Here is a 19,041-nt window from a genome sequence, read left to right on the forward strand (position 1 = left end):
CGTAGCGACGACCGTCGGGCGACTGAACGCCTTCCGTACTATCGATGCCCGTGGCCGAGGATGACCTACAGACCGCGATCGTCGAGCGCCTCGACGATCTGGCGCGCGCGCTGCGACGGCAATCCGCCGGCATCGACCGCCTCGCCGAGGATGCGCGCGCTCGCCAGGCCAAAGACGTTGCGGGGGCGGACATCTCGTTGTTGGTGGACTTGTACGCGGTGCACTCCGATGCCACCGCCTGCGCCGCGACGTCGCGCAGCAACCGGGAGCGAGCCGGATTCGAGGCTCTGGCGGCGGCGTTGGAGCGCCTCATCGCGGGCCGCGGCGGCGAAATCGTGGTGCCGGCGCCGGGGACCGATTTCGACCCCGCGACCATGGACGCGGCGGAGGTCCGGCCCGCCCCTTCGGCAGCTGAGGACCGGCTGGTCGCCGCGCTCCTCACGCCGGGGCTGCGGGTGACGACGACCGGGCGCACCGTCCGGGCCGCCCGGGTCGCGGTGTACCGGCACCGGGCCTAGGTCGTTACTTCCGGCCCGGTGTCCAGTCCATGCCCCAACCGTAGGTGCGGTCCAGCAACGACTGGCCGCCGCGGATGTAGCGCACTTCGCGGTTGATCGTGATCTCGCCGTTGGTGTTCGTCAGCATCGCGATGGCGCACATCCGGGAGCCTGGATCGTGCTCGTCGAGCCGGACCTCGATCTGCGGGCCGGTCTGCGGGAAGACGGTCACCACCGCATTGGCGGCGGCCCAGTTCGGGGTGCCTTCGTAGATGTAGGCGAAGATGAGGACCCGGCGGATGTGGTTCGCCCGCGAGAGGTCGATGAACAGGTCTTCCCCGCCCTGACTCGCCCCCGACCGATCGTCGCCGGAGAGCCAGATGATCTTTGATCCACCGGACAGTGGGCTGACCTGAAACTGGTTGCCGAGCGCCTGCACGACGCCCTTGTCGCCATCGACGAACTCGAACAGGCAGCCCAGGTCGAGGTCGATGTCTCCGCCGGATGCGGCGAGCCGCTTGAAGAATCCGCCGCCGGTTTGCCGTTGGGTCCAGTTCAGGTTTGCCCGGATGACGCCCGAACCGCCACTCCCCTTGCTCAACGAGACTGTCGGCGCCTGTTTGGTGAGCGTCACCTTCGACAGACTGACCGGCGGGCCCTGCGGCGGCGCCGGCGGCTGCTGCTGGTACGGCTGCTGCTGGTAGGGCTGCGGCGGATACGGCGGCGCCGGCGGGTACGGCTGCTGCTGGTAGGGCGGCGGGGGCGGCTGATAGGGCGGTTGCTGCTGATATGGCGGAGGCGGCGGTGGTGGCGGGTACGCCGGAGGCGGGGGTGGTGGCTGATAGGGCGGCGCGGGAGGTGGCGGGGGCGGCTGAGCTGGCGGCGGTTGCGACTGCGCCGGTTGCTTGGGCGGCTTGTTGTAATTGATGGGCATGCCGATGACCCTCCTCTTCGACCTCACAGGACGCCGTGGGGGTGCCGGTGGCCGTCCCCCTCAACCGAGGCTACTTCGTAGCCGCCAGGTATTCGCCGGTCGGTTCCGTCCCAGCGCCCGGCATCACCGACGACGGGTGTCGGGCTGGCCCCGCTGTAGCCAATCGCATTGAACACCAGGCACTTTGAATGGCCCCAGAGATCACCGCACGAATTTTGGCCGGGGTCCGCTCGGCGGCCACCCGGTCCCCGATACCGTGACGACGTGGAAATCAATGGAGCGAGCGCGATCGTCACCGGTGGCGCGTCAGGAATCGGAGCGGCGACTGCGCGTCAGTTGGCCGCCAAGGGTGCCCGGGTCGTGGTTGCCGACCTGCAGGCGGACAAGGGCGAGGCTCTCGCCCACGAAATCGGTGGTGTCTTCGTCACCGTCGACGTCACAAACACTGACCAGATCATCGACGCGGTCAAGACCGCCGCGGACCTCGGTCCGCTGCGCGCCCTGGTCAACTCGGCGGGTATCGGATGGGCCCAGCGCACCATCGGCAAGGACGGCGAATTCTCCTCGGCGCACAACCTGGATGCGTACCGGAAGGTGATCGCCATCAACCTGGTCGGCACCTTCGACTGCATCCGGATCGCCGCGACCCAAATGAGCAAGAACGAACCGACCGAGACCGGGGAACGCGGTGCCATCGTCAACATGACCAGTGTCGCGGCGTTCGACGGTCAGATCGGTCAGGCCGCTTACAGCTCGTCCAAGGGCGGCGTGGTGGGTCTGACCCTGCCGGTCGCGCGCGACTTGTCGGCGGTCGGCGTCCGCGTCAATACCGTCGCCCCCGGCCTGATCGACACCCCGATCTACGGCGAGGGTGAAGCCTCGGAGGCATTCAAAGCCAAACTCGGCGAGTCGGTGCTGTTTCCGCACCGTCTCGGCAAACCCGACGAGTTGGCCTCGATGGTCGTCGAGTTGCTCACCAATTCGTACATGAACGCCGAAGTCGTGCGGGTGGACGGCGGCATCCGGATGCCACCGAAGTAGCCGTTTGGCCGGTGCCCGCACAGTCTTGGCCTGCGGGCACCGGTACACGGTCGACGACGGCAGTCAGAGCGACGAATTCTTCTGCGTCAGAACGACATTCGGCGAAGCACCGAGCGCGAACGTCGCCACGGGGCGATCGACTGGGCTGGATTCATATCTGACCCGGCGATTCCGTTCCCCGGGAGAGCCATAGCTGCGAGAAGCCGAACCGTCAACATGCGGCGCGGCCGTAGCCCGAACATCCATCCGCGTTCGCGACCAAGAGCTGCGTGTGTTCCGGCCGGTCCGGGCGCACCTGCGGGTCAACGTCAGTAGCCGTTCGCGTACGGGAAGTTGGAAGTGAACGGGCACCCGTTCCACGCTTCCGGTGACTTTCGGCGCGCTCCAATGACGGCAAGACATGGTGCGCGCGAAGCAGTTTCGGCTCAATTCCGATCCGACGCGCAAGCGACGTTTCGCACGGAAGCCCACAGCTGTTTCTGCAACCCCACCGCTGCCCGGCCGTGAGAGAGTGCCGACGCGAGTCGAGCCCGGCCATCGCCGGGGACATCTACCCGGCGACTCGCCAAATTTTCACGCATGGTGATTTTAACGGTTAACGTCGGGTAAACTGCCCGTGAACTCCTGGCGCACCGCAGCGGCCGACGGGCAACCACAGGTCCCACCCCACAATCTGCCGGGGGCGTAGCAGAAACGGAGCCTCGTCATGTTCACCCGCCTCGCCGTCTCTGCCGGAACCGTGTTGACTTCGATGCTGGCGCTGAGCGGAGCGGCAATTCTGGGTGGCGGTGCAGCATCTGCCGACTCGAGCCAAGACGACCAGTTCCTGGCCCTGCTGAATCAAAAAGGTGTTTCCGCCCTGTCGGGCGTGCCGAGTCTGATCGCCACGGCGCACGAGATCTGCGGCAATCTTGACGCTGGGGTGTCGGCAAATGCCCTGGTGGACGCCCTGGTAGACAACGCGAACAACGTCACTCCGGGTGCCGAGCGAGGCCGACTCGTGCGTACCGAAGGCCGGTTCCTTGCTGCGGCAGTAGAGGCCTACTGTCCCAACAATCTCGGCAGGATAGGTTCTGTCCCTGCCGGCTGGAACAACGCGACGCACCGGGTGGTACTTGCTTCGCGGATCAAAGAGACCAACCCGGACAACCCGTCACCGCCGGTACCAGGTGGACCCGACATCCAGATCCTGACGCCGCCACAGGCGGCGGCTCCCCCTCCAGCACGCAAGGTGGCGCCCCCCGTCGTCGGTCCTCCGCCAGGGGGCGGCGGCGGAGGCGGCGGCACTGGTGGCGGTACCGGCGGAGCGGCCCCGCTACCGCCCGTCGAACCCGGCATCATCGCGCTCGCGCCGTAACAAAACTGCTCGCTCACCCGCAGCCGCGCCTGTGAGCTGCTATTTTGCCGGCGTGGATTAGCGACGCACACGACACGGCGTCGATTCGGTATCAGCTGGCAAACGCTACTTCTTTTCGCAGCAGTCAGATTGTTAACGTCGCGCGATGCAGGACACGTCGGTGAATTCATGCCTCCGACAATCACGTTCATTTTCCCGACGTGAAGTGATGCGCTATGCCGTTGCCATGTCTGTGTTGCCGGGGATCTGCACGGTCTCGGCGTATGGCGGCGTCCCTGAGGCCGCGGCGGCCGCCCCCAAATTAATCGACTTCGCCATGCACCAGATTCCGGCGGAGCACATTCGAGCAGCGGGCTATTCGGGCGTCATCAATTACGTCTCGCTGTCGCGCCCCGGTTCGTCCTTCGACGCCAAGCCGATCACCCGGCCCTACGCCGAACAGCTGAAAGCTGCGGGGCTGATGATCGTCAGCAATTACCAGTACGGCAAGCCCGGCGGGACAGCGCCGTCGGATTTCAAGCGTGGGTTCGACGGTGGTGTCGCCGACGCTCGCACCGCCTGGAAGCTGCACACCGAGGCCGGCGGCGGCCAGAGTGCGCCCATCTTCTTCACTATCGACGAGGACATCAACCGCGACACCTGGAACACCGTGGCGCTGAAGTGGTTTCGCGGTATCAATTCGGTGCTGGGCGTGCAGCGCACCGGCGTCTACGGCGGCATTGACGTGTGCCAGTGGGCCGCTGCCGACGGGGTCATCGGCAACTCGCGCACGCCGGGCCACCGGTGGGCCTGGCAGACCAAGGCGTGGTCGGGCAGTCGAGTCGATCCTGCCGCGGTCCTCTACCAACGAGTGGTCAGCACGGCGTCGAATCCCGGCCCGACCGTCGGGGGGCAGGAAGTCGACGTCAACGACGTCCTCGCCCAGGATTGCGGGCAGTGGAGTCTGCATCCGTGAGCGCGGGGCAACGTCGTTCATCCCCACGGGGTGGAGTTGCGTCCGGCAGGATCTGAAATCCAGCAGCGGGTGCCGGCGAGCACTGCCGCGTGCACCGCTCGCGCGATCCGGGCGCCGACCACAGAGCGGGGCCCACCGTATGCCTTCGCAGTTCCGTCCGTCGGGCAGTGCACGACGATCGCGTCCGAGGCGGTTCCGCTGGCCTGTACTTCAGCCTCGTACAACGCCTGCACTTTCGCCTCCGTCGCAGTAGTTACCGCGTTGACCAGAGCTGCCTCGGACAGCCGCTGCGGCACCTCGACCACAACGTTGATGGTGCCCACCCGGTACTCGTCGCCGGCTAGCAACGGTCGGTAATCGACGGTCTCGAACACGCCACCTTCGCCTGTTCTTACGCCGCAAGGCAATTCGCGGCGAAGGTGCCGGTCAGGTGCTGCTGCCCAGGTCGGGTGCGAGAGCCCGACTGTCGCGGTCGCAACCACGCCGGTGTCTTCGGCCAGCCGGTACCGGGAGACGTCAACGGCGGTGAGCAGCCCGCAACCGGTGCCGGCGAGCTGGAGCGCGGCACCGATCTCCGCCAGGTGACGATCCGGGTCGGTCCGGTCGTAATCGAACGGGACCGTCGCGTTGAGCACCCAGTTCCGGGCGGCGATGCCGCCGCCGAGCGGACCCGACGACACGCACAGCCGAGGCTCGGCGAATTGCCACAGAAGTACCGGCAGCGAACGCGCCTGTTCCACGCGTGCGGTCAACCTGGGATGCATAGCTTCATCCTGGCCTAATATCCAGGTGTCGAAACCAGGGTGCCAGCGAACCTCGTGCTACGCGCATGAGTACGAATCGATTAGGGATCTAGTCGCGCCGGTCGGCTTCATTTTGACGAGAGTCTTGACGCGGATCTTGTCTGGCCCATCGGTAGGTCTGTGACCTGCTTGTATCTGAGTGGAGCTAAGGGGACTCGAACCCCTGACCCCCACACTGCCAGTGTGGTGCGCTACCAGCTGCGCCATAGCCCCAAATGTCGTGCCAGTCGAAGCTACACCACCGGCAACCGTGGTTCAAAGTTGCTGGTCAGGCTGACCCACCACCCGACACCGCCTGCGCCAGCCCGGTCGAGGTATCCGCGGCCGGCCGCGTCTCCGGCCCCAGCAACCACCCGACAGCGGCGATCAGCAGCACGATTCCGCTGATCGCGAAGCTCCATGCGTAGCTCACGTGCCCGGCGACCCATCCCACGGTGGTGGCGCCGACGATGGCACCCAGATCCGACACCATCTGCACCATCGCCACCGGCGCGCCGGCACGTGCCTCACTTCCGAGGATGTCCGCGACCGCGGCCTGCATCGGTGACATGTAGATGCCCGTCGTCACTCCGCCTACGAACGCCGCGACCAGAAACCACAGCAACGACGTCGCAAAGCCCAGCCAGGCGGTCGCCACGCCGGTCGCCGCCAGCCCGACGATCAGCAACGTACGACGCCCTATCCGATCAGAGAGGTCGCCGACGGGCACGACGGGTAACGCATTGCCGACGGCAAATGTCGCCAGCGCCAGACCGATGACCCCGACGCTGCGGCCCATCACGTCGGTGACGAACAACGGGACGAGCGCGACCCGAAGCCCGAACGCCGACCAACCTGTCGCGAAGTTGGCGAGTAGCGACGTCCAGTACGCGCGGACGCGCAGCGCTTGGCGCATCGTCACGGTTGATCGCGTCGGGAGCCCGGGAGCCGTCAACTCCGAGTTCCGCAAGCTGTAGAACAACACCACGACGACAACCAGGAGTGCGGCTCCGTAGGCGAGGAACGGCGCGGCTAGTCCCCCACCGGCGGCCAGACCGCCCACCGCCGGGCCGCCGACCGCACCCACCATGAAGGATGTGGTGAACAACCCGGCGACGCGCCCGCGCGCATCGGGAGGACTGATGTGAATCAGCAAGCCGAGCGCCGAGACGAAGAACATCGTCGAGCCGACACCACTGAGGGCACGCAAAACCGTTAACTGCCAATAAGTTTGAGAAAACGGGCATGCCGCGGTGGTCACCGCCACGATCAGCACACCGGTGATATAGATGCGCCGCTCCCCCAACCGCTGGACCAGCGCACCGCTCATCGGGGCAAACAACATGCGGCTCAACGCGAAAACGGTGACCAGAAAGGTCACCGCATCGATGCTGACGCCGAATGTGCGCGCAAAGGAAGGCATCACCGGCGAGATGACCCCGTAGCCCAGCGCGACCACCACGTTCGCCCCGCTGAGAAGCCAGACTTCGCGCGGCAGCGGGGTAGTCCCGCGACCCCTCGGGCGCGCAAGTCGCAGGGTATTGGTCACCCAATGACTTTATTGACCACCTCGCGAGCCGTTTCCTGCACCTCCGCCAAATGCCTGGGCCCCAGGAACGACTCGGCATAGATTTTGTAGACGTCCTCGGTGCCCGAGGGCCGCGCAGCAAACCAGGCGTTCGCGGTGACCACCTTCAGCCCACCCAGCGGTGCACCGTTGCCCGGCGCGGCGGTCAGCTTGGCTTCGATCGGCTCCCCCGCCAGTTCGGTCGCCGACACCTCCTCGGAAGACAATCGCGACAGCCGGGCCTTCTGCTCCCGGTCGGCCGGCGCATCAACTCGCGCATAAAACGGCTCGCCATACGAACCCACCAGCTCTCGGTACCGCTGCGACGGGGTCCGACCGGTTACCGCCAAGATCTCCGAGGCCAGCAACGCCAGAATGATGCCGTCCTTGTCGGTGGTCCACACCGATCCGTCGCGCCGCAGGAACGACGCCCCCGCCGACTCCTCTCCACCGAAGCCGATGGTGCCGCCGATCAGCCCGTCGACGAACCACTTGAATCCCACCGGCACCTCCACCAGCGAACGCCCGATGCCCGCCACCACCCGGTCGATGATCGACGAACTCACCGCGGTCTTGCCGACCCCCACCTCGCCGGGCCACCCGGGCCGGTGCGTGAACAGGTAGTCGATCGCGACCGCCAGGTAATGGTTCGGATTCAGCAGCCCCCCGTCCGGGGTGACGATGCCGTGCCGGTCGGAGTCGGCATCGTTACCGGTGGCGATCTGATAGTGGTCCCGATTGGCGATCAGCCCGGCCATCGCATCCGGTGAGCTGCAGTCCATCCGGATCTTCCCGTCGTGATCCAGCGTCATGAACCGCCAGGTTGCGTCGACCAGCGGGTTGACCACGGTCAGGTCCAAATCGAAGCGCGATGCGATCTCGCCCCAGTAGTCCACGCTGGCCCCGCCGAGCGGGTCGGCGCCGATGCGCACCCCCGCTGCGCGCACCGCCTCGATGTCCACCACGTTCGGCAGATCTTCGACGTAGGCAGCCAGATAGTCGTGTCGCTGTGCCGAACCCAATGCACGCGCCAACGGCACCCGCCGCACCGCCGACAGCCCGTCACGCAGAATCTCGTTGGCGCGCTTGGCAATCACGCCAGTCGCGTCGCTGTCGGCCGGGCCGCCATTGGGCGGGTTGTACTTGAAGCCACCGTCCGAGGGCGGGTTGTGCGACGGCGTCACCACGATCCCGTCAGCCAACCCGTCCTTGCGTCCGCGGTTGTAGGTCAAGATGGCGTGACTAATCGCCGGAGTCGGGGTGTAGCGGTCGCGGCTGTCTACGGCAGCCAGGACGTCGTTGCCGGCCAGCACCTCCAGCGCCGTGACCCAGGCGGGCTCCGAAAGGCCATGTGTGTCACGGCCGATGAACAACGGACCGGTCGTGCCCTGCCCGGCCCGATACTCCACGATGGCCTGGGTAGTCGCCAGGATGTGCGCCTCGTTGAACGCACTGTTCAATGCCGAGCCCCGATGGCCCGAGGTACCGAACACCACCTGTTGCGCCACATCGTCGGGATCGGGCTGCACCGAGTAATACGCCGTCACCAGATGCGGCAGATCGACGAGGTCATCGGGTTGCGCCGGTCGACCGGCTCGCGGGTGGGCCATGGTCACAATTCTGCCCATAGGCCACGGCACCGCCCTAAGCTGCTAGGCGCACAGTTGGCACACGAGAGGGAAACAACCGGTGGCACGCCACGACTATCGGGAGTTGGCAGCGATTTTCGCCGGCGGCGCGCTGGGCTCGCTGGCCCGCGCCGCCCTCGCCACCCTTGCCGTCCCCGACCCGGCGCGCTGGCCATGGCCGACGTTCGCGGTCAACATCGTCGGCGCTTTCCTGGTCGGTTACTTCACCACCCGACTGCTGGAACGGTTGCCGCTGTCCAGTTATCGCCGCCCGCTGCTCGGCACCGGTCTGTGCGGCGGACTGACCACGTTCTCCACGATGCAGGTCGAGACGGTCCGGATGATCGAGCACGGACACTGGGCGCTGGCCGGCGCGTACACCGTCGTCAGCATCACGCTGGGACTGCTGGCGGTCTACCTGGCTACCGCCCTGGTGCGCCGGGTCCGGCTCCGATGACTACGGTCCTGCTCTGGCTCGCCGTCATGCTCATCGGCGGTGTCGGATCGGTCGCCCGCTTCCTGGTGGACCGTTCGGTCGCGCGCCGAACGCCCGGCCCGTTCCCCTACGGCACTTTGACGGTGAACCTGACCGGCGCGGCGTTGCTCGGCTTCCTGGGCGGTCTGGCGCTGTCCAAGGACGCCGCGCTGCTGGCCGGAACCGCCTTCGTCGGCGCCTACACCACGTTTTCCACCTGGATGCTCGAGACTCAGCGGCTCAGCGAGGAACGGCAGTTGCTCGCGTCGTTCGCCAACATCGCCGTCAGCGTGCTCCTCGGACTGGCCGCAGTCGTGCTCGGCCAGCAGATCGCGGGCCTGATATGAGCGAGCAGAGCCTGAAACTCACCGCGTATTTCGGCGAACGGCAGCGCGCTGTCGGCGCACCGCGCCGGTTCCTGGCCGACGCCATGTTGGATGTGTTCGGCTCTCGCGGCGTCGCCACCAGCGTGATGATGCGCGGCATCTCCGGCTTCGGCTCGAAAGGTGAACTGCGCAGCGATCGTTCGCTCAGCTTGTCCGAAGACCCGCCGGTAACGATCGCCGCCGTTGACGTTTCGTCCAAGATCGGTCCCCTGGTCGACGAGGTCGCTGCGATCACCGGCCGCGGGCTGGTGACGCTGGAACGTGCCCGCCTGGTCACCAAGGACAGCGGACCCGACGCAGCCACCGACTTCGACAGCCGAACCGGGGATGCCGCGAAGCTGACTGTATACGTCGGCCGCCAGGTGCGGGTGGCCGGCCGACCGGCGCACCTCGCCGTTTGCGAACTACTGCATCGGCAAGGATTCGCCGGTGCCACAGTGTTTCTCGGCGTCGACGGCACCGTGCACGGTGAGCGCGAGCGAGCCCGGTTCTTCGGGCGCAACGTCAACGTGCCGCAGATGATCATCGCGGTGGGGTTGCCGGCCCAGGTGTCCGCGGCGATGGCCGAACTGGCGCAACTGTTACCCAACCCGCTGCTGACCGTGGAACGGGTCCGGCTGTGCAAACGCGACGGCGAGATGTTCGCCCGCCCCCAGGAGTTGCCGCCGACCGACAACCAGGGGCGCACCCTGTGGCAGAAACTCATGGTCCACACCGGCGAGGCAACTCTGCACGACGGCCAACCGCTCCACCGCGCCATCGTGCACCGATTGTTGCAGTCCAAGTCCGCGCGTGGCGCCACGGTCCTGCGTGGCACCTGGGGCTTTCAGGGAAACCATAAGCCTCACGGAGACAAGCTTTTTCAGCTTGTCCGCAGCGTGCCAGTGACCACTGTCATCGTGGACACACCCGAGGCGATCGCGCGCAGCTTCGACGTCGTCGACACGGTGACCACCCGGCACGGATTGGTCACCAGCGAGATGGTTCCCGCGGCAATGGCTCTGGACGGAACGCAGAACTGGACCGGAACACCATTGGCGGAGTACGACTACTGACCGATGCCGTTCAGCAGCGCATCCAGCAGTGCGTCCAACCGGGTCGGACTGGCTCCGTGGTTCAGTGCGTGCAGTAGCAACGTGCCGATCAGTGCGTCGGCGACGGCATCCAGATCCGCGTCGTCACGAATTTGCTTGTCGCGCATGCCTTGACGAAGCCGCGTCATCAGTCCTTCGTGTTGCGGCGCGCTCAACTGCTGATACAGCGCGACCCCGTCGGACGAGTTCGCGGCCGCGGCCGCGACCAGAGCTCGGATTAGCGCACCGTTGGGCGCCTCGGCCAGAAAGTTCGCGTGGTCGTTGAGCCAGGAACGCAGATCGGCTCGGATGTCACCGGTGTCGGCGACCGGAAACGAGCCTGACCCGCCATACGCCTCCAGGACCGCTTCGGCCACCAGCGGCGCTTTGGAAGGCCAGCGCCGGTAGACGGTCTTCTTCCCCACCCCGGCATGGGCGGCAACGCTTTCCATGGACAGTTCGGCGTAGCTGCCCGCCGCCAGCAGGTCACGTGCGGCGGTCAGGATCGCGCGGTCGAGTTGCCTGTCGCGTGGGCGGCCTGGTTGCGTTACCGTCATAAGGAAACGATACGTGTCGTATCTTCGCCAAGGCAACGGAAGGATCCGCTGTGACCGCATCGCTCTCGGTGCCCAAGACGTGGGACGACATCACTTCAGGGTGGATGTCGGCGGCGCTGGTCAGCCGGTTCCCCGGCGTCGTCGTGGAGTCGGTCACCGTTGCGGACCGCGACGACGGGACCAACCGGCGCGCGCGTCTGGCGCTGACCTACGCCGCCGGCGCCGGCCCGGCCACGGTGTTCGCCAAAGCCGCCGACCCCGCGCACAAAGAGATGATCCGCATGACCAGCGGCATGTTCCACGAGCCGCGGCTTTTCATCTGCGGCGTCGAATTACCACTCGAGCACCCCGAGGTCTATACCGCCTTGATCGACAAGGACGACTACGACTTCGTGATGATCATGGAGGATCTGAGTGCGCGCGGCGCCGATCCGCGGGACGCGACCCGGCCCATGTCGGTCGAGCAGGTCGCCTCCGGCGTACAAGGGTTGGCCCGGATGCACGGCAGATATTGGGGCCACCGGCTGGCCGCGTACCCCGCACTGGACTGGCTCGAGCCCTTTTTGCCCTGGGACGGAATGCAATACGCGCCGCTGCACGAAGCTCAGGCGCGCCTGGGCGACGACGCGCCCGCCGAGGTGCTGTCGCTCAACGCCGACCAGCTGATCGAATCCATCTGGAAGCCGTACATCCGCACCCTCACCACCACGCCGCAGACCTTGCTGCACGGCGACCCGCACATCGGCAACACTTATCTGCTGGCCGACGGGGAGGTGGGCTTCCTGGATTGGCAGGTCGCCCGCCACGGCAACTGGTCGCTGGACCTGGGCTATTTCCTGCAGGGTGCCCTGACCGTCGCGGATCGCCGCAACAGCGAACGTGAATTGCTGGAGATCTATCGCGGCGCACTCGGACTGCCCGCCGCCGAGTTGCCCAGCAGCGGCGAGGTCTGGCTGCGCTACCGCGCTTCAGTGGCCCACGGGCTGGCCATCTGGTTGTGCACCGCCTCCGCCGGTGACCTGTGGCAACGACCGGACATCGCTATCGCACTGGCACAACGGTATTCAGCGGCCTATGCGGATCTGGACACCGCCGCCGCACTGCGTGAGATCAGTGGGTGATCAAGCCGTCACGGCGCGCCGAGGCCCAACTCGGCAACGGTCAGTAGTGGTAGGTGTCCGACGGTGCCGGTGAATGCCCCTGCTCGTCCTCGAACGTCGACGCCTCGATGCCATACGACCGGGCCAGGTCGAGAATCTTGGTCGCCCGCGCGATGCGGGGCAGATCCGACCCGTTGCGGATCTCTCCCCCGTCGCGTTCGAACTCAGCGAAAAACTCTTTCGCCCAACCGATTTCGTCCTGAGATGGCGACAATCCCTCGTTCACCACAGCACACTGATCCGGCGAGAGACAGATCTTGCCGGTCATGCCGAACTCGACCGACACGGCGCTGGCCTCGATCAGCTTGAGCGGGTTGGACCCGATGGTCGGGCCGTCGATGGCGCTGGGCAGGCCGGCCGCCTTGGCCGCAATGGTGAACCGGGACCGCGCATAAGCCAGCGTGGACGCGTCTTCGCCGAACCCGGTGTCGCGACGAAAGTCGCCGATGCCGAAGGCGAGCCGGAAAGTGCCCTTGGCCGCGGCGATCTCGGTGATGCGCTCCAGCCCTCGGGCTGTTTCTACCAGCGCCACGATCGGCACGTTGGGCAGCCGTTTCGCGGTCTCGGTGACGTGGTCCACCGATTCGACCATCGCCAGCATCACCCCGCCCACCGGGGTACCGGCCAACTGGGCCAAATCATCTGCCCACCAAGGGGTCCCGAAGCCGTTGATCCGAACCCAGTCATTGTTGTCGGCGGACAACCACCGCACCACGTTGTCGCGGGCGCTGACCTTGTCCTTGGGCGCGACCGCGTCCTCGATGTCGAAGACCACGATGTCGGCACGGGAGCGCGCCGCGGCTTCGAACCGATCAGCGTGTGTGCCGTTGACCAGCAACCAACTGCGTGCCAGCACCGGATCGATGCGTGAGCCGATGTCGGTGGGGTCCGTCGTGGTGTCGGTGTTGCCCTGTTCGTACACGTCCCCAACCGTAGCGACACCGCAATCCGGTCAGAGCTGGGCCCACACCGACTTCGTCTTCATGTACATGTCGATGCCCTCGCGGCCGAACTCGTGACCCCAGCCGGACTGCTTGTGACCACCGAAGGGCACATCGTGATCGAACACCAGCTGGCAGTTCACCTGCACGCTGCCCGCCTGCAGCCGCTTGACGATCCGGTGTGCGCGCCCCAGGTTCTCCGTCCAGGCGGTGGCGGCCAGGCCGTAGGTGGTGTCGTTGGCCATGGCCACGGCCTCGTCTTCGTCGTCGAACGGCAGGATGCTGACCACCGGTCCGAAGATCTCCTGCTGGTACAGCCGCATCCCGGGGTCGACGTTGGTCAGCACCGTGGGATGCACGAAGTAGCCTTTGCGGTCCAGACGGTAACCCCCGGCCACCACGTCGACCCCGTCGTTCTTGCCTTCGTCGATGAAGCCCATCACCCGGGTCAGCTGCTTCTGGCTGATCAGCGGGCCGCTGACGCAGCCCTCCTCACTGGGGGCGCCGAGCTTGAACGTGTTGGCCATCATCGAGATGCCTTCCACGACCTGGTCGTACACGCCGCGTTGCGCGAAGATCCGTGACCCGCACACGCAACCCTGCCCGGAGTGCACGAAGATGCCCAGCGACGCCATCAGAATGGTCTTGCTCATGTCGGCGTCGTCGAAAATCAGCACGGGCGACTTTCCGCCGAGTTCGAGGGTCACCTTCTTGAGGTTGCCCGCCGACGCGCGGACGATCTCCTTGCCCACTTCGGTCGAACCGGTGAACGCCACCTTCTCGACGCCGGGGTGCGCGGTGATCGCCGCACCCGCGGTGTGCCCATATCCGGTCAGTAGGTTGACCACACCGTCGGGCACGCCGGCCTCGTGGATCAGCCGATCAAGTAGCAGCGCCGAGAGCGGGGTCTCCTCGGCGGGCTTGACCAGCATGCTGCAGCCGGCGGCCAGCGCGGGCGCCAGCTTCGCACACGCGTTGAAGATCGGACCGTTCCACGGGAAGATCAGCCCGACCACGCCGTAGGGCTCCTTGAGCGTGTAGGCGTGCATGTTGACGAAGGCGTCCGTCGCGATGCCATCGGTTTTGACGTCGTAGGCGACGCCGTTGATCTTGGAACACCAACCGGCGTAGTAGCGGAAGAATTCTGAACAGGTGGACATCTGCAGCTGCGCCTGCATCAGTGGCATGCCGGTGTTGAGCGAGTCGAGTTGCGCGAATTCCTCGGCATGCTCGTCGATCAGATCGGCGATGCGCCACATGACTTTTGCCCGTGCGCGTCCCGGCAACTGGGACCAGACCCCGGAGTCGAAAGCTGCCCGGGCCCGCTCGACGGCGTTGTTGACGGCTTCCTCGCCGCAGTCGGTGAATTCAGTGATCTGTTCTTCGGTCGCCGGATTGATGACCGGGATGACATCTCCGGTGCCGGGGCGTTCACGGATTTCGTCCAGTACCGCATGCAGGGTCATCGTCGATCCTCTTTCGTCTCGAATGCTGAGCACTTGCTTAGCACCGTCAGTGGCGTGGGGTCAAGGCGCCGCCCCGCCCGCCCCCGTTTCGACGGATTCAGTCGTCGAACAGTGCTTGGATAACGAGGTGCCCACCTCCGGCAAGCCGAGGCGCTGCCCGCCGGATCGGCTCGACGATCGGAGAACCCGCATGTCTGACCGCCCCGACATCGTCATCCTGATGACCGACGAGGAGCGCGCGGCGCCGCCCTACGAACCGGCCGAACTGCAGGAGTGGCGCGAGCGGATGCTGCCCGGTCGGCGCTGGTTCGACGACAACGGGGTCAGCTTCACCCGGCATTACACCGGTTCGCTGGCCTGCGTGCCGAGCCGCCCGACGATCTTTACCGGCCAGTATCCCGACCTACACGGCGTCACCCAGACCGACGGAATCGGCAAGCGCTTCGACGATTCGCGGCTGCGCTGGCTGCGCGTGGGCGAGGTGCCGACGCTGGGTAACTGGTTCCGCGCCGCCGGTTACGACACCCATTACGACGGCAAATGGCACATTTCGCATGCCGACCTCACCGATCCGGAGACGGGCGGATCGCTGGCGACCAACGATGACGACGGCGTCGTCGATCCGGTGGCGGTGCAGCACTACCTGGACGCCGACCCGCTAGCCCCGTACGGCTTCTCGGGCTGGGTGGGTCCCGAACCGCACGGGGCGGGCAACGCCAACAGCGGCTACCGGCGCGACCCGTTGATCGCCGACCGCGTGGTGGCTTGGCTCGAAGATCGCTACGCGCGTCGCCGCGCCGGTGACATCGCCGCCCTGCGCCCGTTCCTGCTGGTGGCCAGCTTCGTCAACCCGCACGACATCGTGCTCTTCCCGGCCTGGGCGCGGCGCAGTCCGGTGCAGCCTGCTCCCCTGGATCCCCCGCATGTGCCGCCGGCACCCACCGCGCAGGAGGACCTGTCCACCAAACCGGCCGCACAGATCGCGTTCCGGGAGGCCTACTACTCCGGGTACGGGCCGGCGCCAGTGATCAGCCGCACCTACAACCGCAACTCGCAGCGCTACCGCGACCTCTACTACCGCCTGCACGCCGAGGTCGATGCGCCGCTCGACCGGGTGCGCCGGGCGGTCACCGACGGTGGCTCCGACAATGCTGTCCTGCTACGCACCTCCGATCACGGCGAACTGCTCGGTGCGCACGGCGGACTGCACCAGAAATGGTTCAACCTGTACGACGAGGCCACCCGGGTGCCGTTGGTGATCGCCCGAATCGGTCACCGCGGCACCGACGCGCGCACCATCGACACGCCGACCTCGCATGTCGACCTGGTCCCGACTCTGCTGGGCGCGGCGGGCATCGACATCGACACCGTCGCCGCAGCACTGGCCGAGTCCTTCTCCGAGGTGCACCCGCTGCCCGGTCGCGACCTGATGCCGATCGTCGACGGAGCCGCCGCCGACGAGACGCGGGCGGTGTATCTGATGACGCGCGACAACGTGCTCGAGGGTGATACCGGCGCTTCAGCATTGTCCCGCCAGTTGGGAAGAAACACGAATCCCCCTGCGCCCCTTCGGATCAGGATTCCAGCCCACGTGGCGTCCAATTTCGAAGGCCTGGTGGTACGCGTCGCTGCTGCCGACGGTGGCGCAGGACATCTCTGGAAGCTGGTGCGCACCTTCGACGATCCGGCCACCTGGACCGAGCCCGGGGTGCGACACCTGGCCGCCAACGGAGTGGGTGGGGAAACCTACCGTACGGACCCGATCGATGATCAGTGGGAGCTGTACGACCTGACTGCCGACCCGGTCGAGACGCAAAACCGTTGGGCTGACCCCGAACTGCTCGAACTACGTCGGCACCTGCGGATGCGACTCAAGCAGATCCGCGCGGAGTCGGTCCCCGAACGCAATCGGCCGTGGCCGTACGCCGACCGGCAACCGCCTGCGGACGGAACGCACGGAGTGCTACGCCGAACGCTTGGGCGGTTGCGCAAACCCGGGTGATTCTGGCACTCCCGTTCAGCAGGGGCGGCGGGTAACCTGTTGACGCGCAGCGTAAATGATCGAGCCTGCGGTATGGAACGGCGTGGAGTCACGGTGGGCGGGTCCGATAGGCAGGTCGGCGGCGCGCCGCAACATCATCTGCGCCAGGGTGCCGTTGGTGCAGTACGGGACGATCAGGACGTTGGCGAGCTGTTCCGCGCCATTCACGCTGATCACGTGCTGCTGCTTATGTTGCCAGCCTTGCCAATTCAAGTCGGGCGGTCGCTGCAGTGGTGGCCAGTTGACGGCGATGCCGGTGACCTCGCCAAGCCGCGCGCTCAGCGCTCCGACCAGCTCCGGCAACTCCGCGCCGATCCGATCGGTACGCGGCCACCACGCCCCGTCGATGTTCTGCCCGAGCTCCAGTGCCAGCGTCAGCCGGATCGGGGTGGCCTGGCGCCGCCCGAGCAACGACGACATCACTGAATCCACGGGGTCGGCGGACCAAACCCCGACCCGGGGCGATGCAGGAGATTTCGTAAGAGCGGTACCGGATTACACACCAGGGGTGTTCCTTCATTCAGCGTCGACGCCCGCGGGTGCGGAACGACGGAGGAATCACATTGCCGGTGTGCGTAGCTTGAGCTGACTACCGCTGACAACGAAACGGCTCGGTCCTGAGGCTACGCCACCGAGGCCGCTGCCGAACAGCTGGATTCAGTTCCGATCAGTGCCGATGCGGCGAATAAGGCAGATGTAGGCGAGTATGGAAAGCATGGCCATAGAAAACTGGTGGGATGCCCCCGAAATCCATCCTTCGGAGATCCGGGTGGGTGATGCCATCGGTACGGTGGACGCCGATCATCTCCGTTACATCGTCAAAATGATCAGCGGCCCGCAATCCGGGCGTCAGCGGTGGACGTTCTTCGGCCGCGACGCGCAGGGCCGGGATCACGCGAGCACGTTCAAAGAAGACGACATGGTTCGCAGGTTCGCCAAAGCGTCCTGAGTTGGCCGGACGCTAATGTAGGCGTACCGCCAAGGACCCACGGGTCCACCAATCGAGCTGGTGACGGCTCCCCGGTGCCGACAGGGGTTGTATGTCTAGGTTTTCGTTGCCCGAGGAAGCGCCGGGGGGTTTGTCGTCGCCGGTGACAGCGAAGGTCATGAAGTATGCGGCCAAGGCGCACGTCGCGATCTTCAAACTCACCAACGGTCGCATCGGCAAGACCTGGCGGGTGGGCGCCGGCTTTCACAAACCGGTGCCGACCCTGCTGCTTGAGCACCGCGGTCGCAAGTCCGGGAAACTGTTCACCACGCCGCTGGTCTATCTGCAGGATGGCGATGATTTCGTCATCGTCGGCTCGCAGGGGGGCATGCCCAAGCACCCGCAGTGGTACCACAATTTGGTCGCCCACCCCGACACCCAGGTGCACGTGACGGGTCAGCGCAATGTCAAGGTGACGGCCCACGTCGCCACTCCGGAGCAGCGCGCGGAGTTGTGGCCCAAGCTGCTCGAGCTCTATGCCGACTTCGCGAAATATCAGACATGGACGGATCGGGAGATCCCGGTCGTCATCCTTTCGCCGCGTTAGCCGTCAGTCGGAACAGCGCGCGATCCAGCGTCGGCAGTATTTCGGTGATGGGGATCTCGCCGGCGGCGAAGCGCGCCACCAGGCCGTAGGCGAGGTTGGAGATGATCGGCGGCAGGTCGTCGATCAAGTCTGGATCAGCGCCGTCCAACGCGGCGGCAGTGGCGGGGATGACTGCGTCCAGACCCCGGCTCACCAACCGCTGGCCGCCCGGGGCGGAGCGGGCCCGGAAGTACGCCCGCAGCATGTCGGGGTGGCGTTCCCATGGCTCGAAAATCGTTCGAAATATTCGCATCAGGCGCTCATAGACAGAGGCGTGCGGATCGGGAGCCTGGCCGGCCAGGCCCGCGTACCGGTTCTCGTTCATCCAGTACTCGAGGGCGGCCAGGATCAGCGCGTCGCGGTTGGGAAACCGCTTGTAGATGGTCGCCAGTGACGTGCGTGCTCGTCTGGCGACCTCGCGCAGTTGCACCGCGTCGTAGCCGTCGGTCTCCAGGATGTCCACCACGATGTCGATGATGCGGTCCCGCCCGCGTTCCGGCCTGGGTTCGGCTTCGCCGGCCGTTCGTTCAGCGCTGACCACATGCACCCTTGCTCTCGTGGAGTAACACGGTTACCGTACCAGGGTGTAACGCCGTTACTCAACGAG

General features: G+C 66.2%; 20 protein-coding genes and 1 tRNA gene. 11 read left to right on the top strand and 10 right to left on the bottom strand.

Translation table 11 applies throughout. From position 1 onward, the window contains the following. Positions 1-50: 50 nt before the first annotated feature. Positions 51-518 (top strand): nucleotide exchange factor GrpE, encoded by a 468-nt coding sequence (locus AC5Y3Z_RS01520; protein ID WP_473139017.1) that lies wholly within the window; start codon positions 51-53, stop codon positions 516-518. Between the two features lie 4 nt (positions 519-522). On the opposite strand, the gene AC5Y3Z_RS01525 is transcribed toward AC5Y3Z_RS01520, so the two are convergent. Further along, on the bottom strand, positions 523-1,431 hold the full coding sequence (locus AC5Y3Z_RS01525; RefSeq protein WP_473139018.1) for a TerD family protein: 909 nt from the start codon (positions 1,429-1,431) through the stop codon (positions 523-525). 264 nt (positions 1,432-1,695) lie between these two features. Here AC5Y3Z_RS01525 and AC5Y3Z_RS01530 point away from each other — a divergent pair, with 264 nt between their 5' ends. From AC5Y3Z_RS01530 to AC5Y3Z_RS01540, 3 genes are all read left to right on the top strand, one after another. After that, positions 1,696-2,472, top strand: coding sequence for an SDR family NAD(P)-dependent oxidoreductase (locus tag AC5Y3Z_RS01530; RefSeq protein ID WP_473139019.1), 777 nt, complete (start codon positions 1,696-1,698; stop codon positions 2,470-2,472). A gap of 706 nt (positions 2,473-3,178) precedes the next feature. Further along, positions 3,179-3,829, top strand: coding sequence for a DUF732 domain-containing protein (locus tag AC5Y3Z_RS01535; RefSeq protein ID WP_473139020.1), 651 nt, complete (start codon positions 3,179-3,181; stop codon positions 3,827-3,829). Between the two features lie 145 nt (positions 3,830-3,974). Then, a complete protein-coding gene (locus AC5Y3Z_RS01540; protein ID WP_473139021.1) occupies positions 3,975-4,784 on the top strand; it encodes a DUF1906 domain-containing protein in 810 nt (269 codons plus the stop codon). Positions 4,785-4,801: 17 nt separating this feature from the next. Here the strand turns inward: AC5Y3Z_RS01540 and AC5Y3Z_RS01545 are convergent, their stop codons facing one another. From AC5Y3Z_RS01545 to pgm, 4 genes are all read right to left on the bottom strand, one after another. Next, positions 4,802-5,548, bottom strand: coding sequence for an adenosylcobinamide amidohydrolase (locus AC5Y3Z_RS01545; protein WP_473139022.1), 747 nt, complete (start codon positions 5,546-5,548; stop codon positions 4,802-4,804). 179 nt (positions 5,549-5,727) lie between these two features. After that, positions 5,728-5,800, bottom strand: a tRNA-Ala gene (locus AC5Y3Z_RS01550). 55 nt (positions 5,801-5,855) lie between these two features. Then, on the bottom strand, positions 5,856-7,025 hold the full coding sequence (locus AC5Y3Z_RS01555) for an MFS transporter (RefSeq protein WP_473139262.1): 1,170 nt from the start codon (positions 7,023-7,025) through the stop codon (positions 5,856-5,858). A gap of 86 nt (positions 7,026-7,111) precedes the next feature. Then, entirely contained in the window at positions 7,112-8,743 is a 1,632-nt protein-coding gene (gene pgm, locus AC5Y3Z_RS01560) for a phosphoglucomutase (alpha-D-glucose-1,6-bisphosphate-dependent) (RefSeq protein ID WP_473139023.1), read from the bottom strand. Between the two features lie 79 nt (positions 8,744-8,822). Between pgm and crcB (AC5Y3Z_RS01565) the strand changes: the two genes are divergently transcribed. Genes crcB (AC5Y3Z_RS01565) through AC5Y3Z_RS01575 form a run of 3 tightly spaced genes read left to right on the top strand, consistent with a single transcriptional unit; the run spans position 8,823 to position 10,677 of the window. Further along, positions 8,823-9,218 (top strand): fluoride efflux transporter CrcB, encoded by a 396-nt coding sequence (crcB, locus tag AC5Y3Z_RS01565; protein ID WP_463827730.1) that lies wholly within the window; start codon positions 8,823-8,825, stop codon positions 9,216-9,218. Next, positions 9,215-9,583 (top strand): fluoride efflux transporter CrcB, encoded by a 369-nt coding sequence (gene crcB / locus AC5Y3Z_RS01570; RefSeq protein WP_463827729.1) that lies wholly within the window; start codon positions 9,215-9,217, stop codon positions 9,581-9,583. The genes crcB (AC5Y3Z_RS01565) and crcB (AC5Y3Z_RS01570) overlap by 4 nt, the downstream gene beginning before the upstream one ends. After that, positions 9,580-10,677, top strand: a complete 1,098-nt coding sequence (locus AC5Y3Z_RS01575) for a DUF190 domain-containing protein (protein WP_473139024.1) — start codon at positions 9,580-9,582, stop codon at positions 10,675-10,677. The genes crcB (AC5Y3Z_RS01570) and AC5Y3Z_RS01575 overlap by 4 nt, the downstream gene beginning before the upstream one ends. Here the strand turns inward: AC5Y3Z_RS01575 and AC5Y3Z_RS01580 are convergent. Continuing rightward, positions 10,671-11,252 carry a TetR/AcrR family transcriptional regulator gene (locus tag AC5Y3Z_RS01580; protein WP_473139025.1) on the bottom strand — a complete coding sequence of 194 codons (582 nt, stop codon included), beginning with the start codon at positions 11,250-11,252 and terminating at the stop codon, positions 10,671-10,673. The two genes, AC5Y3Z_RS01575 and AC5Y3Z_RS01580, sit on opposite strands and share 7 nt — an antisense overlap. 104 nt (positions 11,253-11,356) lie before the next feature. Here AC5Y3Z_RS01580 and AC5Y3Z_RS01585 point away from each other — a divergent pair, with 104 nt between their 5' ends. Beyond that, positions 11,357-12,373: a phosphotransferase gene (locus AC5Y3Z_RS01585; RefSeq protein WP_473139263.1), complete on the top strand. Its 1,017-nt coding sequence runs from the start codon at positions 11,357-11,359 to the stop codon at positions 12,371-12,373. 40 nt (positions 12,374-12,413) lie between these two features. Here AC5Y3Z_RS01585 and AC5Y3Z_RS01590 read toward each other — a convergent pair whose 3' ends face one another. Together AC5Y3Z_RS01590 and AC5Y3Z_RS01595 are read right to left on the bottom strand one after the other, a co-directional pair. Further along, positions 12,414-13,334 (bottom strand): HpcH/HpaI aldolase/citrate lyase family protein, encoded by a 921-nt coding sequence (locus tag AC5Y3Z_RS01590; RefSeq protein WP_463827726.1) that lies wholly within the window; start codon positions 13,332-13,334, stop codon positions 12,414-12,416. 30 nt (positions 13,335-13,364) lie between these two features. Further along, on the bottom strand, positions 13,365-14,819 hold the full coding sequence (locus AC5Y3Z_RS01595; protein ID WP_463827725.1) for an aldehyde dehydrogenase family protein: 1,455 nt from the start codon (positions 14,817-14,819) through the stop codon (positions 13,365-13,367). 190 nt (positions 14,820-15,009) lie between these two features. Between AC5Y3Z_RS01595 and AC5Y3Z_RS01600 the strand changes: the two genes are divergently transcribed. Continuing rightward, the gene (locus AC5Y3Z_RS01600; protein WP_500001795.1) at positions 15,010-16,821 is read left to right on the top strand and encodes a sulfatase family protein; all 1,812 of its coding nucleotides are present in this window, start codon (positions 15,010-15,012) and stop codon (positions 16,819-16,821) included. Positions 16,822-16,836: 15 nt separating this feature from the next. On the opposite strand, the gene AC5Y3Z_RS01605 is transcribed toward AC5Y3Z_RS01600, so the two are convergent. Then, positions 16,837-17,280, bottom strand: coding sequence for a DUF5994 family protein (locus AC5Y3Z_RS01605; RefSeq protein ID WP_473139027.1), 444 nt, complete (start codon positions 17,278-17,280; stop codon positions 16,837-16,839). Positions 17,281-17,575: 295 nt separating this feature from the next. On the opposite strand from AC5Y3Z_RS01605, the gene AC5Y3Z_RS01610 reads away from it, so the two are divergent. Both AC5Y3Z_RS01610 and AC5Y3Z_RS01615 read left to right on the top strand, forming a co-directional pair. After that, positions 17,576-17,809, top strand: coding sequence for a hypothetical protein (locus AC5Y3Z_RS01610; RefSeq protein ID WP_463827722.1), 234 nt, complete (start codon positions 17,576-17,578; stop codon positions 17,807-17,809). Between the two features lie 91 nt (positions 17,810-17,900). After that, complete coding sequence (locus tag AC5Y3Z_RS01615; protein ID WP_463827721.1) at positions 17,901-18,395, top strand: nitroreductase family deazaflavin-dependent oxidoreductase; 495 nt, start codon at positions 17,901-17,903, stop codon at positions 18,393-18,395. On the opposite strand, the gene AC5Y3Z_RS01620 is transcribed toward AC5Y3Z_RS01615, so the two are convergent. Beyond that, on the bottom strand, positions 18,376-18,975 hold the full coding sequence (locus AC5Y3Z_RS01620) for a TetR/AcrR family transcriptional regulator (RefSeq protein WP_473139264.1): 600 nt from the start codon (positions 18,973-18,975) through the stop codon (positions 18,376-18,378). The two genes, AC5Y3Z_RS01615 and AC5Y3Z_RS01620, sit on opposite strands and share 20 nt — an antisense overlap. Positions 18,976-19,041: the final 66 nt, after the last annotated feature.

The organism is Mycobacterium sp. NGS61 (assembly GCF_059812325.1).